Here is a 16437-nt window from a genome sequence, read left to right as displayed (position 1 = left end):
CTTTCTTATCTTAAACTTATGAAATATGATATATTTACCATATCTATATAGGAGGTTTGTTATGTTCTTATCAATTATAGTTCCTCTTTATAATGAGGAAACTAACATCTCTATTTTACATGAAAAAGTCTCGAACGTCTTTTTAAATTTGTCACATCAATTTGAATTAATATTTATTAATGATGGATCTACTGATCACTCTCTTCAAGTCTTGAAATCTTTATCCGAAAAAGATGAGCGAGTTAAATATGTTTCTTTCTCTAATAACTTTGGGAAAGAGTCAGCTATGTATTGTGGATTGGAACATTCTAATGGAGATGCCATTATTATTATGGATTCTGATTTGCAGCATCCTCCTGAAATAATTCCAAAATTGATTCAATTACACGAAGAAGGCTTTAGCCAAGTCGTCGCTTTAAGAAATCGTAAAAATGAATCATTTATTAAAAAAATTCCTGCTAAAGTATTTTATAAACTATCTCAATATATGATTGATGTTAAATTAAAAAGTGGTGAAGGCGACTTTCGTTTAATATCGAAAGAAGTTGCAAATTCAATTTTAAAAATGACTGAATATAATAGGTTTTCAAAAGGAATATTTGAGTGGGTTGGTTTTAGTAAGACAACAATAACTTTTGACCATCAAGAAAGAAATGATGGTTATTCAAAATTTTCCATATTTAAATTAATTGATTATGCAATAGATGGCATAATTAGTTTTAATAATAAACCGCTTCGATTATGCTTTTATTTCGGTGGCTTTACGATGTTTATATGCCTGTTATATATTTTTATAACATTTATTAATATCCTCTTACATGGTATTGAAGAACCTGGTTATTTCACAATAATTTCAGCTATTTTATTCTTAGGAGGACTTCAATTATTTAGTTTAGGTGTAATCGGAGAATATATTGGCCGTATATATTACGAAACAAAAGATAGACCGAAATATATAATAGAACAATCAAATATAAAAAAACATGAATAATTAAATAATGATATAGGTGAATGAGATGGTAAACAAATTCAAAAATTACATAAATAACAAGGTTAAAATTAAATATATTTTCCTATTCATTATTTTAGCAATATTAGGTCATAGTTATGTGCTTTTCAGATATTTTAAAGATGGCGTTATCTTCACAGGTCCTAATGATGGCATTGAACAAATGCTCCCTATTCAAATGTATTTATATGAACATTGGACGAGTGGTTCATTCTTCTATTCTACTGATTTAGGACTCGGTGGAGATATGTTTATGGATTTTGCATATTATTTTTCTACAAATATTTTATTTATAATTAACGTAATTTTGATTTGGTTAGGCTCATTCATTTTTAATTTTAATACTGAACAAATGATTTTTTGGGCACAAAACGCAATATTTATATCTATCGTAAAATCATTTTTAATCATGACTTTTACATTTCTACTATTTAAAAAACTTGGATTAAATCACATATCCTCTATTGTTGTGTCATTTTTATTTGCTGTATCTCCTATTTATTTTAGATTTACAGTTTACTGGCCATTTTTTAGCGATGTATTTATGCTTTTACCTCTTTTAATTCTAAGTATTGAAAGATTTTTAAAAGATAAAAAAATAGGTTTGGTCATTATTGTTGTTGCAATTACTTTTATTAATAATTTCTACTTTGCATACTACCAGTTATTAACAGGACTAATTTACTTTTTATATCGAATTATATTCACTCATAAAGATGATATTGTTCCTAGAATCCAGCAATTAACGTTATTAATTATTGCCAGTGTTCTTGGTTTAGGTAGTAGTTTGTTTGTATTTTTCCATTCTGCTCATAGTTTTATAGGTAATAATAGAGAAGTATATCAAGGTAGAATACCATTACTTTCAGATTTTACGAAGCACGACAATATTTTTTATGACAACTATTTATTCGTTGTACTATTTATTACGATACAAGCATTACTTACATTTAAATTATATAAATATTATTATTATCGTCTATTCAGTATATTTACGATAATGTTAATCGTCTTTAGCTTTATACCATACGTCGATAGTGTATTTAATGGTTTTTCTGCTCCACAAAAAAGATGGCATTACTTATTAACATTTTTCTCTAGTGGTTTAATTGGTTTTTATGTTTATTATTTTAAAACAATTCCACTTAAACATTATATTTTAACTACTTTACCAACTTTTGTTGTTATATTTGCAAGTTATTTCATAACTAAAGATTATGTTATATGGATATGGATGGTTCCGATTTTATTCATTAGTGGTTTGCTTGTTTTAACTTTAAATGTAACACGTAAGCTACCAATTATAATTTATGCATTGTTGATTTTGTTATTATCTTTTCTTGTATCAAAAGAGCATAGTAAAAATCAAATCTATCATGATGACCACGAAAGAAGAGCAAATGATTTTTATATACAAGCAAGCACATTTGATAGTGGCCTTCAACGTAAGCATATATCGAAATTAAAAAATCAAACTGATGATGATGAAAGAATTGGATGGAGAGTATTAACTCAAGATAATACGCCGATGTACCAACATTTTAAAGGTATGAGTTTATATTCAAGTATTTTTGATGGTCAATTAAATCAATATTTATTTAGCGATGCAAAAGTAAATTTACAAGACGAATCTTTAAGTCGCTATAGCAATATGCAAGGCAGATCGAATCTATATAGTTTATGGTCTACTAAATACATTATGAAAAAGAGTTATCAAAAAGAAACACCTGCAAACTTTAAAATCAAAAGCGATGATGGCAAATATCAAATATTAGAAAATGAGGAAATGTTACCTGCTGTTAAAGTTACAAATCAATATTTTGATAAGAAACAGATAAGTAATCCATTAGATTTAGAACATGCCATGATTAAAGGTGTTGCTACTTCTGACTCTTCAAAAGAGTATGCACAATTAAACAAGACACAAAATTTATTAAATCAAACAAAAATTACAGAACGAGATGCTAACTATAATAATAATACTTTAACAGTTCCAAATAACGGTGATGGTATAACAATAAATATACCTAAAAAAGTAGCAAGTAAGTACGAAGACATGTATTTAATGATGCATTTAGAACGGAAATTACCTCAATCCAATTTTACAATTCAAATTAATGATTATGAAAATAATCGTCTGTTTGAAGACTCTAAATATAGAATGAATCAAGATGATTTGTTGTACCGTATTCCAGTACCGAAAGACGGTAAAATTTTTATAGGATTAACAAATGGCAAATATAACTTAAAATTACAAGGGTTGTATGGCGAGAATTACAATGCATTGAAACAAGCTGATAAGCGCAAACAATACACTTATCTAGAAGAAAATGGCAAAATAGATATACATTTAAAAGCACACCATAAAGGAACGGCGGTTATCAATATCCCTTATAGAAATGGTATGAGAGCTAAAGTTGATGGAGAGAAAACACCTGTTCAAAAGGTAAACCATATTATGACTGCTGTTGATGTCGATAAACAAGATAAACATATAGAATTATCATATACGCCACCCTATTTTAAAACAATGATCATCATTTCAATCCTATTCATAGGACTGAGCATAATATTCACAAGAAAAATTAATCGAAAACCATAATTCAACTTATTATTTTAGGGGTTGAGACAATTTAAAAGTCTCAGCCCCTTTTCTTTATCAATAATGTATTACTGTTAAAGTTTAACAATCCATATAATTGGGAATAATTAACTAATTATACAACAACATATTAAAAGGATAAAAGGTACCAATTATGTTAAAGAAATTTAAACACATCCTATACATATTACTTCTATCAGTTATTATTTCAATCCTATATTACATACCAACCATTTATAGATTTATACACTTTGGTGATTTATATACAAGTGTTGGCGACGGTTTAAAACAAATGATACCTTTTCAAATGTTTCTAATAGAGCATGCTAAACAATTTACAATGTTTTATGACATTGGATTTGGTCTTGGTGGAGATTATTTTTCTAATTTAAGTTATTATTATTCAACTTCTCCTTTTGCTTGGATCAGTATTTGTTTTGTATTAATATATCAATTTTTTGCAAACTACGAACACTTAGTCTATATTGTTATTGCAAATCAAATAGCCATAGCAATCTTTAAATGTGCGTGTATCATAGTTGTAACTTATTTCTTATTTTTAAAGTACAACATACGTAAAATTTATGCCTTTATAGGTAGCATACTTTACGCTTGCTCAACAGTTTATTATTATTTTACATTCACTTGGTCGTTCTTTAGCGATGTTATGTTCTACCTACCACTCGCTTTATTAGGTATTGAACTACTCTTTAGACAAAAGAAAATTACGATACTTACACTTGCAGTAGCGGTAACGATTACGTCTAATTTTTACTTTACATATTATGAATTTATTATTTTAGCTTGTTATGCAATATATAGAATTATTTTTAAATATAAAGAAGACATTTTGACAGTTAAACAAAAATTATTGTATCTCATTTTATGTATTACGATTGGTTTTTTAATTGGCAATTTTGGTTTTGTACAAGGTGTTCTATCTTATATCAATAACGATAGAAGCTTGATTAACAATCATGTTGATGCAATTATTCCATTTAAAAAGCAATATAATATGCTATATGGTGGATTTTATATTACGATTTCATTCCTATCTATTACAGCTTTATTTTTAAAACCATTATATAAGAAATATTATTTTAAATTATTAGCGACATTCACCATTTTATCTTTAATTGGATCATTTTCACCTTATTTTGATTCGTTTTTCAACGGCTTTTCAATGCCTGAAAGAAGATGGGTTTATGCATTAGCTCTATCTACAGCTGGCCTTACTGCAATGCTTGTTCAACATATCCAAATGATCACAGTAAAACAATTTCTTTTAGCATCTGTACCACCTATTTTATTCATTACTATTTCAGCATTTTGGCAACAATCTTTTTATAGTTGGCTCATTTTCATACCAATAATGCTCGTTCTATTATTATTTAAAATAAAACATCCGTTTAAATATTTGAATATAGCTATTTGCTGTGTACTTATTGCATACCAATTTACGCTTATACAAAACTACCAAGATAAAGTTATTAAAAAGTATACACCAAATATTAAAACTGTCAGTAAATCAAATATATATTCACAACAAACATCCTCAAAAATTCAAAAACTAAAAGAAAATCAAATTGATGATTTAAGACGTATTGATATGTTAAGACCACTTTCTATCAATTCAGCAATGTATTATAATTTTAATGGGACTAAACTTTATAGTAGCATTTACGACGCAGAAATACTTAAATTTTATGAAAAAGATTTATTAGTCAGTATGCCAAGAAATAGCAATAGTTATTACGCTAGCTTTTCTGAAAGAACTAACTTAAACAGTTTATTTAATGTTGATTATACTATTAAAGCAAAAGATAATTTACATTATCCAGCACTTTCAAAAAGAATTGACTCCTTTAAAGACCAAGATGAGTATTTCCACATATATGAAAATACAGAAAAATTGCCTAGCGCAAGAGTTGTTAATAACATTTATAATGACACACATTTAGACAGTCCTTTAGAAAAAGAACATGCCATGTTAAACGGCATAATTACAAATGATAAAAAATCAAACAAACAAATTAAACCACCTAATGACTTACTTAAATCAGCAAACATTTCATACAATAACGCAAGTTATAATGGTAAACGTTTAACTGTAAATAAAAATGGTGGTGGCTTAACGATTGATTTACCAAAAAATACTGCTGAAAAATATAAAACATTATATTTAATGATGGACGCTAAAATAATAAAACCTAGAGATATGAACTATTATATTTCAACTAATGAAAATAAAATATTTAGATATAGATTAAACTATCGTTATATTAGACCACATCACACTACAACAGCAAATATAAAATCAACAAATACCGTTCATATAAAATTTAAAAAAGGAACATATCATTTCAATTTAAAAAACATACAAGGTGAAGATTATTCAACATTAAAAAATGCTACTAAAGATGCTCAATCTCAAAATATTAAATTTCATAACAAACACACACATTATGAAATAGATTTAAACAAAAATCCTTCAGGAAATCTCGTTATGCCAATTATTTATAATAAAGGATTAAAAGCATCAATTGATGGAAAACCAGTTAAAATAAATAAAGTGAACTATTTAATGTCTAACATCAAAGTCGATAAAAATGATAAAAAAGTAAAAATAACATATGAAACACCATTTTTCAAAACGAGTATTTGCGGAATGTTGATAGGACTGATATTGCTAGTATGGTTAAGAAAAAAGTATAAATTATAAAAGCATAGATGAATAATCGTTGGAAGAGGCTGAGACAAATTAATTGTCTCAGCCTTTCATTGTGCGGTGTTGATTTTGAGGATGTCTTCGATTAACTTTCGACTTAATCTACAACTTGGCCGATCTCTTAGATTAACTTCCGATTTAATCTACAACTTGATCGATCTCTTCGATTAACTACTGACTTAATCTACAACTTAGCAAAACTCTTAGATTAACTTGTGACTTAATCTACAACTTGGCAAAACTCTTTGATTAACTAGTGACTTAATCTACAACTTGGCAAAACACTTCGATTAACTAGTGACTTAATCTACAACTTGATCGATCTCTTCGATTAACTACTGACTTAATCTACAACTTAGTCGATCTCTTCGATTAACTCCTGACTTAATCTACAACTTAGCCGAACTCTTCGCTTAACTTCCGATTTAATCTACAACTTGGTCAATCTCTTCGTTTAACTTCCGAATTAATCTACAACTTGGTCGATCTCTTCGATTAACTACTGACTTAATCTACAACTTGGCTGAACTCTTCGATTAACTACTGACTTAATCTACAACTTGGCCGATCTCTTAGATTAACTACTGACTTAATCTACAACTTGGTTAATCTCTTAGATTAACTACTGTCTTAATCTACAACTTAGACTATCTCTTCGATTAACTATTGACTTAATCTATAACTTGGCCATACTCTTAGATTAACTCCTGACTTAATCTACAACTTGGTCAATCTCTTAAATTAACTGCCTTATAAATTACATCTTATCCAATTTTTCAAAAAAATTTATTTTTATCCCACTATCTTCATTGTATAAGGGACATAATTCTGAGAAATGTCCGTAAGAGGTGCTGTTAGGGACATAATTCCGAGTAATGTCCGTAAGAGTGCTGCTAATGGACATAATTCCGAGAAATGTCCGTAAGAAATTGTGTCTAATGATCACAATCCAGAATTCTGCTACTAAGAATAATCTAATGAGCACTATCCAGAATTCTGCCACTAAGAACAATCTAACGTGCACAATCCAGAAATCTGCCAGTTAGCACACACTTAGCACACGACCTATAATCAATGCCTTCAAGTTCCACAATCAATCCTATCTTCACAATCCCATTTTCTCTACACAAAAAAGAGCTTAGAATAATATATTCTAAGCTCTTTTCTTTAAGTACAAAGGTCAATGACCTAAGTCTTAATTTATCTAATTTCTTTAATACGAGCAGCTTTACCACGTAAGCTACGTAAGTAGTAAAGTTTCGCACGACGTACTTTACCGCGACGTTTAACTTCGATTTTCTCGATTTTTGGAGTGTGTACAGGGAATGTACGTTCAACACCAACACCGTAAGAAATTTTACGAACTGTAAACGTTTCAGAAATACCGCCACCACGACGTTTAATAACTACACCTTCGAATAGTTGGATACGTTCGCGACTTCCTTCAACGATACGTACGTGTACAGTTAAAGTGTCACCAGCACGGAATGTAGGAATGTCCGTACGTAATTGGTCTTTAGTTACTGCTTCGATTAACTTATGATTACTCATTATTTTCTCTCCTTCTGACTATGTTCTTGCCCAATGTATATAATTCAATTAAATGCTAGCAGCGGATCATAGTGATATTGTGCTCACACACTTATATTAATATATCACATCGGGTAATTTGATTCAATCTATTTTTTATTGCTATTTAAGAATTTTTGATCTTTTTCAGTTAAAGGATATTGCTCTAATAAATCTGGTCTTCTCTGTTGTGTTCTCAATAAGGATTGTTGATGTCTCCAATTTTCTATGTTTGCATGATTACCTGATAACAATACATCTGGAACCTTTAATCCTTCATAATCTGCCGGTCTTGTATACTGAGGATGCTCTAATAATCCAGATGAAAATGAATCATCTTCATGAGAAACTTGATTGCCAAGTACTCCTGGTATGAGCCTCACAATAGCATCTGTCATAGTCATACTTGCAAGCTCGCCACCAGTTAATACATAATCGCCAATTGAGATTTCATCCGTTACACAATGCTCTCTTATACGTTCATCATAACCTTCGTAATGACCACATATAAAGATGATATGCTCACTTTCTGATAATGACTCTGCTTTTTGTTGAGTAAATGGTTCACCTTGAGGACACATTAAAATAACACGTGTCTTTTCAGTTTTATCCAAAGCTTCTAGGGCATTAAATATAGGCTCTGGCTTAAGCACCATACCTTGGCCGCCTCCATAAGGATAGTCATCAACTTGTGAATGCTTATTATTTGCATAGTCTCTAAAATTAACAGTGTTAAACTGAACAATTTCTTTGTCTTGTGCTCTTTTCATTATGGAATGATTAAGCACACCTTCATACATTTCTGGAAATAAAGTTAAATAATCTATTTTCATTAATCTAACAAACCTTCTAATGGTTCGATTTTAATTGTTTTGCGATCAACATCAACTAATTTAACAACATCTTCAATATAAGGTATTAAATATTCTTTATCACCTTTAACGACCCATACATCGTTTGCACCAGTTTCCATAATATCAACGACTCTACCTAAAGCTTCGTCTTGAACAAACACAGTACATCCTATAATTTGATAATAATAGTATTCATTTTCTTCTAGTTCAATCGATTCATTTTCTTGATCTTGAAAAATTTTGCAACCTTTTAAATGTTCAATATCATTAATATTATGAATACCTTCAAATGTTAATAAATGAAAGTTCTTGTGTATTCTATGTGATGCAATTGTAAAAGGAATTTCTTCGTTTTTATTTTTCACTTTTATAAGTTGACCTTTTTTAAAACGTTCATCTGTAAAATCTGAATCGGTTAATATTTTAACTTCACCTTTAATGCCATGTGTATTTACAATTTTACCTATTTCAACATTCATTGAGCCAAGCCTCCTCAACTGTTTCTTAATTAACAATAAAAAAGAGCACCGAATAGGCACTCTTAATTAACTTCTACAAACACTTTCTTGCCATACTCGTTCATTGAACCAGACACAATTGTACGAATGGCTTTAATCATTCTGCCCTTCTTACCAATAATTCTGCCAATGTCTTCTTCATGAACGTCTATATTGAACGTAATGCTAGAATCTTGTTCATCTTTAGATATATTGATGTTCTCCGGATAATCTACGAGCGGTACTATAATTGTTTGTATTAATTTTTCCAATATAATCTACGCTTTACTTAGAAAGTTTAGAATTATGGAATTTCTCCATGATACCTTGAGTTGATAAGATATCACGAACTGTATCAGTAGGTTTTGCTCCATCAGCTAACCATTTTAAAGCTAATTCTTCATTAACTTTGATTTCTGCTTCAGGTTTAGCAACTGGATTGTAAGTACCGATTGGTTCGATAATACGACCATCACGTGGAGAACGTGCATCTGCTACTACTATACGATAAAATGGGTTTCTTTTTGAACCCTTACGTGTTAAACGAATTTTAACTGCCATGTTTAAAAAACTCCTTACTCATTTATAATTTATCTTCTACAAGTAAATACTATAACAGGATATAAATAGTTTGTAAAGTGTTTTCTCTTTACCAATTTGAATTTTACTAAAAAAGAAGAACGATGATGATTATTAAAGTCGTTAATCATACACCGTTCATCGTAATCACATTAAAACGGTAAGTTCATACCTTGGAATGGATTACTAGCTCTTTTGCCCTTTTTACCTTTTTTATTACTACCTGTAAATTGTTTCATCATTTTCTTCATATCGCCAAATTGTTTTATTAATCTATTAACTTCTTGTAAAGATCGTCCAGAACCTTTTGCTATACGACGCTTTCTAGAAACGTTTAAGATTTCTGGATTATTTCTTTCTTCTAAAGTCATAGAACGAATAATTGCTTGTACATTATCAATTTGTTTAGGGTCCATGTTAGCATTCTTCATGCCTTTCATTTTGTTTGCCCCAGGAATCATATTCATTAGATCATCTATTGAACCTAATCCTTTTACTTGTTCCAATTGTTCTAAGAAATCATCAAAAGTAAATGAAGAAGTTCTCATTTTCTTTTCTAATTCTTTAGCTTTCGTTTCATCTACACCCTCTTGGGCTTTTTCAATTAAACTTAAGACATCACCCATACCTAAAATTCTAGATGCCATACGTTCTGGATGGAATAACTCAAGTCCATCAAGTTTCTCACTCATACCGATAAACTTAATTGGTTTATTCGTTACGGAACGAATTGAAAGCGCAGCACCACCACGTGTATCACCATCTAATTTCGTTAACGTTACTCCGGAAACGTCTAATGTTTTATCAAACGATTCAGCAACATTTACTGCGTCTTGACCTGTCATGGAGTCTACTACAAGCATAATTTCATCAGGTGTAGATACTTCTTTAACATCTACAAGTTCATTCATTAACGCTTCATCAATGTGCAAACGACCTGCTGTATCAATGATTACGAAATCTAAATGCTCTTCTCTTGCATATTTCAAAGCATTTTCTGTAATTTCTTTTGGACTAACTTGATCACCTTCTGTATAGACAGGTATATCAATTTGTTTACCAACAGTTTGTAATTGTTGAATAGCAGCTGGTCTATAAACATCACATGCTACAAGCAATGGCTTTTTGTTATATTGCTTTCTCATTAACAATGCTAACTTACCTGCAGTTGTCGTTTTACCAGCACCTTGTAAACCAACCATCATAACAACAGTTGGTGGTTTACTGCTCATATTAATTTTACTATTTTCTCCACCCATCAACGAAGTTAATTCATCTTGTACAATTTTGATAACTTGTTGACCTGGTGTTAAAGATTGCATTACATCTGCACCTAATGCGCGTTCAGATACTGTGTTAACAAAAGATTTAACAACTTTAAAGTTAACATCCGCTTCTAACAATGCTAATCGTACTTCACGCATCATTGCTTTAATGTCTTGTTCTGTAACTTTACCTTTACCTTTGATGCGTTGCATCGTGGCTTGAAGTCTTTCTGATAACCCTTCAAATGCCATAAATTTCTCCTCCTATTCAAGAATTTCTAAGCGTTCTATTGCTTGCTTAAGTTCTTGATTATCTCCTGACAATCTTTTTAATTCGTCTATAATTGTTTGTCGTTCTTTAAATTTGTTAAAGAGTTGTAATTTAGTTTCATACTCTTCTAGTAATTCATCTGTTCGCTTTATATTATCATATACAGCTTGTCGACTCACATGAAAAGTCTCTGCTATTTCACTTAAAGCATAATCTTGTAAATAATACAATTCTAAATAATTACGTTGTTTTTCTGTTAATAAACCTTGATAAAAATCAAATAAGTAATTCATTCTCATCGTTTTAACGAGGTCATTACTTTCCTTCATTATGATCAACTTCTTCAGTAGTATTTTCAATATCTTCATTTGAATCAATCATGTCAGCGAATAGTCCATATACATAACTTTCCGCATCAAACGGTTGTAAATCGTCTAACTTTTCACCTAATCCAACATATTTAACTGGGATTTGTAATTCATTACGTATTGCTAATACAATACCACCTTTTGCAGTACCGTCAAGTTTAGTTAATACGATACCTGTAACTTGAGTGACTTCTTTGAATGATTTTGCTTGAGACAATGCATTTTGTCCAGTTGTAGCATCTAAAGCTAGTAATACTTCATGCGGTGCACCAGGAATGTTACGATCAATAACTTTTCTAACTTTTTGTAACTCATTCATTAAGTTAGCTTTATTTTGTAATCTTCCTGCAGTATCACAAATAAGAATATCTGCACCTCTATTTTTTGCAGCATTTACAGCATCATACATAACAGCTGCAGGGTCAGAACCTTCTTTTTGACTTATTACTTCAACACCAACTCTTTCACCCCATACTTTCAATTGTTCAATTGCTCCAGCACGGAATGTGTCACCAGCTGCTAAGACTACTTTTTTACCTTCTTGTTTATAACGGTGTGCTAATTTACCGATAGTTGTTGTTTTTCCAACGCCATTAACACCAACCATTAATATAACATTTAATCGGTCATCTTCAATGTTCATACGATCAATTTTTTCATCATCTTGTACATATATATCCACAATCTTTTCAACGATAACTTCTCTTAATTCAGATGTTTCAGTTATGTTTTGACGTTTCGCTTCCATACGTAGTTCATCTACTAATTCCATAACCGTGTTGAAACCAACATCAGCTTGAATTAACATTTCTTCTAATGCTTCAAAGAAATCTTCGTCTACTTTTCTATAAACTGCTAATAAATCATTTAGTTTATTTTGGAAATTCTCTCTAGATTTTTCAAGTCCTTGTTTAAATTTCGCACCAAGTTGTTCAGATTCCCATTCCTCAAATTCATCCAATGACATAAGTCCGTCATCAAATTGTACCGCTTCAGGATTTTCTTTTTCATTGGATTCAGGTGGTAAGTCTTGAACTGGTTTTTCTTCTTGAGTCTCTAATTCTTTATTCGTTTCTTCTGAAGGAGAAAATTTACTTTTTAATCTTTTAAAAAAACTCATGATTGTAATGCCTCCAATTCTTCTTCTTTAATTGATTTTAAGTTAACACTCACAAGTTTAGAAATGCCTGCTTCTTGCATAGTCACACCATATAAACTATCAGCGTAAGACATGGTACCTTTTCTATGTGTTATCACGATAAATTGCGTTTCTGCTTTTAATTTATCCAAGTATTCAGCGTATCTGATTACATTTTGTTCATCAAGTGCTGCTTCTACTTCATCAAGTATAACAAATGGAGCTGTTCTCGACTTCAATATCGCAAATAGCAAACTGATAGCAGATAATGCTCGTTCTCCACCACTTAACAATGATAAATATTGTCTATTTTTACCAGGAGGTTGCACAACAATTTCAACTCCCGCATTTAGAATGTCTTTATCAGTAAGCTGCAATTCTGCTCTCCCACCATTAAATAGTGATTTAAACACATTGCCAAAATGATGATTAACTTCATCAAATGTTTCTTTAAATCTTGTTGATACTTCACTATCCATTTCTAAAATAACTTGTTCTAAAGTTTCTTTAGCTTCTAATAAATCAGTTCTTTGATCGCTTAAGAAAGTATATCTTTCATTCACTTCTTTAAATTGATCAATAGCATTTATGTTTACATGACCTAATTCATCTATAGACATCTTAGTTAATTTCACAGTTTTTCGAGCTTCTGAAATATCTTCTGGCATTTCATAAAGTGACTGTGCTTTTTCAAATGTAAGTTGATAGGTTTCATTCAGATGTGACAATTGATGTTCTATCATAATATCAATTTTAGAATGTTTACTTATCATATCTTGAAGTCCGGTTTCTAAACCAGAAATATTTTGATGTAATGTTTGAGTATCTTGTTCTATTTTCCCAATTTCTTCTTGAATCAATTTATACTTATCTTGTTGATCCATCATTTTAGTTTCAATTTCTTGTTTTAAGACAGTAAAATGCTGAATTTGACCTTCTACTTTTTCAAACTGTCCACTGCCTGTATATTCATCAGAATTAATTAATTCTAATTGATCATTTATTTTACTTAGTGTATGTTCTTGTTCATTTAAATCTTCTTTTAATCTTTTCTTATCTCGTTCTTTCAAACGGTTACGTTCTTTTTCGACTGCAAGGTTTGAACGTTTTTCATTCAATTCATTTTGGATAGTCTTTTCACTGTCTTTATTATTAGATAAAGAGGCATTGAGTTGATTAATATTTAAATCAATTTTTTCTAACTCATTTTTTATAGTAACAAGTTTATTTTTCTTTTCTTGTAATGTTTCTTGCCCTTTTACAAAATTATATCCATCATTTTTTTCAAACTCAAAAGTCTCATTTTCTTCTTTCAAACGTTTTTCTTTAGCTAAAACTGCATCTAGTTGTAATGTTACTTCGTGTTCACTTGCTCTAAGTTCTGTACCTCTTTCTTGAGTTGTTGAAAGAGATTCTTCTAATTGCTGAATGTCTGCTTTTAATGATTTTACTTTTGATTCAATTTGCGTAGTTTGTTGCATGAAGTTTTGATATTTATCTTCAGTCGTTTTCAGTTCATCTTTTTGAGATAGCAAACTTGCTTTCTTCTCTTTACCGCCACCTGTCATAGCGCCACCAGGTGTAATAACATCACCTTCAAGGGTAACAATTCTATGCTTAAATTGAATTGTTCTAGCGATTTGATTCGCAGTTTCTAAGTCTTTGGCAATGATTGTGCTACCAAGTAAGTGTTCTACAATATTGCGGTATTTCGGATCAAATTGAACACCTTCAGATGCTACTGTTATAAACCCATTATCTCCACTTATTTGATCGACAATATTTTGCGGTACAAAACGTTTTTTCACAACATTCATCGGTAAAAATGTTGCTCTGCCTAACTTTTTATCTTTTAAATATTTTATTGCAAGTCGAGCATCTTTTTCTTCTTGCACAATAATATGTTGAAGTGAAGCTCCTAATGCTATTTCGATTGCAGTAGTTAATTTTGATGGTGTATCGATTATTTCTGCTACTGCACCTTCTATACCTTTTAAAGATTTTTCTTTTAAAACATGTTTAACTCCAGAATAAAAACCAGAATACTCATCTTGCATACTTTTCAGAGTATTAATACGTGTCTTCATTTGTTCTGTATATCGATAAGCTTGATACAGTTTAGACTCAGCATCTTTATATTCTTGTTCTTTATTTTTCAATAGTGCGTGGTCTGATTTATATTTTTCAGTCGTTTCTTTAAGTTCATTTTCTACTTCATTCAATTTCTGAGTAAAAGAATCTTTTTCTTCCCAAACTTTTTGAAGTGAATCATATACTTCTTTTTGACGACCATCTAATCTAGATTGTTTTTCTTGATGTGTTGTTAATTTATCCTCTAAAAATCGAATATCATTATTTATATCTGATTGTTCAGTCATAAGTTGATAGTAACGATCTTTAAGCTGTTCAATTCTTTCTTCAAATGTACCTTCTTGATTTGAAAGCTGACTTTCTAGTTGATTTATTACTTGAACCATCTCTTGATATTTACTTTTAAAAGTGGATAATTCATCATCAATTTCTTTGATTTGTTCAGAAATTTTATTAATTCTCGTTTGTGAAGCATGCTTTTCTTCTTCTAGTCTTTCATTAGTTGCATCACTATTTTTTTGGCGCTCTTTTAATACTTCGAGTTGACCTGTAAATCGTTCTAATGACTCTGTAGCTTCTACTAATGACTTATTAGATTCTTGAATTTGATAAGAAATGTTGTCTCTTGCTTTTTTCTTTTCATTTAATTCAAACGTCATTGCATCTAGTTCATTTGTTTTTTGATCTTTTTGATTTTGAAAATGCTCAATATCTTGTTCTAATTGTTTAAAATCTTTATTTAAACTTTCAATATCGTATACAGTCACTGTAATATCGCTTTTTTTCATTTCTTCTTTCAAAGCAATATATTCTACAGCAATTGCTGCTTCTTCTCTTAAAGGCTCAACTCGCGCTTCTAAGTCAAATACAATATCTTCGACTCGATTTAAGTTTTGTTCAGTTTCATCTAATTTATGAGTAGCTTCTTTCTTACGTTTCTTATATTTTAAGACTCCGGCAGCTTCCTCTATTAAATATCTTCTATCAGTTGGTTTAGCATTTAACACTTCATCAACTTTACCTTGTGATATTATACTGAATGCTTCTTTACCTAAACCTGAATCTAAAAATAAATCTATAACAGATTTCAAACGTGTACGTTCCTTATTTAAATAATATTCACTATCGCCATTTCTATATAGTCTACGTTCAACAGTGATTGTATCTTCATCTATATTTAATTTTCTAGAATGATTATCTAGTGTTAATTTAACTTCTGCATATTGACATTTCTTACGTTCCTTAGACCCATTGAATATAACATCTTCCATCTTAGAACCACGTAAACTTTTGGCAGATTGTTCGCCTAGAACCCATTTTATAGCGTCCGTAATGTTACTTTTCCCACTACCATTCGGTCCAACAATAGCTGTTACACCATTATCAAAATCTACATGTGTATGTTCAGCAAAAGATTTAAACCCATATGCATCTATTGATTTTAAATAAACCATAAACTACCCCTT

General features: G+C 30.3%; 12 protein-coding genes. 3 read left to right on the top strand and 9 right to left on the bottom strand.

Going from position 1 to position 16437, the window contains the following annotated elements:
- Positions 1-61: 61 nt before the first annotated feature.
- The 3 genes from B2G86_RS00280 to B2G86_RS00270 all read left to right on the top strand — a co-directional run bounded on the left by B2G86_RS00280 (position 62) and on the right by B2G86_RS00270 (position 6333).
- Positions 62-991 carry a glycosyltransferase family 2 protein gene (locus tag B2G86_RS00280; protein ID WP_078356133.1) on the top strand — a complete coding sequence of 310 codons (930 nt, stop codon included), beginning with the start codon at positions 62-64 and terminating at the stop codon, positions 989-991.
- Between the two features lie 25 nt (positions 992-1016).
- Positions 1017-3611: a YfhO family protein gene (locus B2G86_RS00275; RefSeq protein ID WP_078356132.1), complete on the top strand. Its 2595-nt coding sequence runs from the start codon at positions 1017-1019 to the stop codon at positions 3609-3611.
- 154 nt (positions 3612-3765) lie between these two features.
- A complete protein-coding gene (locus B2G86_RS00270) occupies positions 3766-6333 on the top strand; it encodes a YfhO family protein (RefSeq protein WP_078356131.1) in 2568 nt (855 codons plus the stop codon).
- 1206 nt (positions 6334-7539) lie between these two features.
- Here the strand turns inward: B2G86_RS00270 and rplS are convergent.
- From rplS to smc, 9 genes are all read right to left on the bottom strand, one after another.
- Positions 7540-7890: a 50S ribosomal protein L19 gene (gene rplS, locus B2G86_RS00265; protein ID WP_078356130.1), complete on the bottom strand. Its 351-nt coding sequence runs from the start codon at positions 7888-7890 to the stop codon at positions 7540-7542.
- A 128-nt stretch (positions 7891-8018) separates the two neighbouring features.
- The gene (gene trmD / locus B2G86_RS00260; protein ID WP_078356129.1) at positions 8019-8741 is read right to left on the bottom strand and encodes a tRNA (guanosine(37)-N1)-methyltransferase TrmD; all 723 of its coding nucleotides are present in this window, start codon (positions 8739-8741) and stop codon (positions 8019-8021) included.
- Complete coding sequence (rimM, locus tag B2G86_RS00255) at positions 8741-9241, bottom strand: ribosome maturation factor RimM (protein ID WP_078356128.1); 501 nt, start codon at positions 9239-9241, stop codon at positions 8741-8743. Before rimM ends, trmD begins: the two co-directional genes overlap by 1 nt.
- 62 nt (positions 9242-9303) lie before the next feature.
- Positions 9304-9531 (bottom strand): KH domain-containing protein, encoded by a 228-nt coding sequence (locus B2G86_RS00250; RefSeq protein ID WP_016910740.1) that lies wholly within the window; start codon positions 9529-9531, stop codon positions 9304-9306.
- Positions 9532-9544: 13 nt separating this feature from the next.
- Positions 9545-9820, bottom strand: coding sequence for a 30S ribosomal protein S16 (rpsP, locus tag B2G86_RS00245; RefSeq protein WP_078356127.1), 276 nt, complete (start codon positions 9818-9820; stop codon positions 9545-9547).
- Between the two features lie 170 nt (positions 9821-9990).
- Positions 9991-11355: a signal recognition particle protein gene (ffh, locus tag B2G86_RS00240; protein WP_078356126.1), complete on the bottom strand. Its 1365-nt coding sequence runs from the start codon at positions 11353-11355 to the stop codon at positions 9991-9993.
- 12 nt (positions 11356-11367) lie between these two features.
- Positions 11368-11703 (bottom strand): putative DNA-binding protein, encoded by a 336-nt coding sequence (locus B2G86_RS00235; RefSeq protein WP_078356125.1) that lies wholly within the window; start codon positions 11701-11703, stop codon positions 11368-11370.
- On the bottom strand, positions 11690-12862 hold the full coding sequence (ftsY, locus tag B2G86_RS00230; RefSeq protein ID WP_078356124.1) for a signal recognition particle-docking protein FtsY: 1173 nt from the start codon (positions 12860-12862) through the stop codon (positions 11690-11692). The genes B2G86_RS00235 and ftsY overlap by 14 nt, the downstream gene beginning before the upstream one ends.
- Entirely contained in the window at positions 12859-16425 is a 3567-nt protein-coding gene (gene smc, locus B2G86_RS00225; RefSeq protein ID WP_078356123.1) for a chromosome segregation protein SMC, read from the bottom strand. Before smc ends, ftsY begins: the two co-directional genes overlap by 4 nt.
- Positions 16426-16437: the final 12 nt, after the last annotated feature.

Source organism: Mammaliicoccus fleurettii (assembly GCF_002018435.1).
Taxonomy (GTDB): Bacteria; Bacillota; Bacilli; order Staphylococcales; family Staphylococcaceae; genus Mammaliicoccus; species Mammaliicoccus fleurettii.
The sequence above is the reverse complement of the archived record's forward strand: the minus strand, read 5'-3'. Positions and strand labels throughout refer to the sequence as shown.

Excerpts from the sequence above, each read along its gene's own strand:
- B2G86_RS00280 (WP_078356133.1), top strand. The coding sequence starts at position 62 with ATGTTCTTATCAATTATAGTTCCTCTTTATAATGAGGAAACTAACATC.
- B2G86_RS00275 (WP_078356132.1), top strand. The coding sequence starts at position 1,017 with ATGGTAAACAAATTCAAAAATTACATAAATAACAAGGTTAAAATTAAA.
- B2G86_RS00270 (WP_078356131.1), top strand. The coding sequence starts at position 3,766 with ATGTTAAAGAAATTTAAACACATCCTATACATATTACTTCTATCAGTT.
- rplS (WP_078356130.1), bottom strand. The coding sequence starts at position 7,890 with ATGAGTAATCATAAGTTAATCGAAGCAGTAACTAAAGACCAATTACGT.
- trmD (WP_078356129.1), bottom strand. The coding sequence starts at position 8,741 with ATGAAAATAGATTATTTAACTTTATTTCCAGAAATGTATGAAGGTGTG.
- rimM (WP_078356128.1), bottom strand. The coding sequence starts at position 9,241 with ATGAATGTTGAAATAGGTAAAATTGTAAATACACATGGCATTAAAGGT.
- rpsP (WP_078356127.1), bottom strand. The coding sequence starts at position 9,820 with ATGGCAGTTAAAATTCGTTTAACACGTAAGGGTTCAAAAAGAAACCCA.
- ffh (WP_078356126.1), bottom strand. The coding sequence starts at position 11,355 with ATGGCATTTGAAGGGTTATCAGAAAGACTTCAAGCCACGATGCAACGC.
- B2G86_RS00235 (WP_078356125.1), bottom strand. The coding sequence starts at position 11,703 with ATGAAGGAAAGTAATGACCTCGTTAAAACGATGAGAATGAATTACTTA.
- ftsY (WP_078356124.1), bottom strand. The coding sequence starts at position 12,862 with ATGAGTTTTTTTAAAAGATTAAAAAGTAAATTTTCTCCTTCAGAAGAA.
- smc (WP_078356123.1), bottom strand. The coding sequence starts at position 16,425 with ATGGTTTATTTAAAATCAATAGATGCATATGGGTTTAAATCTTTTGCT.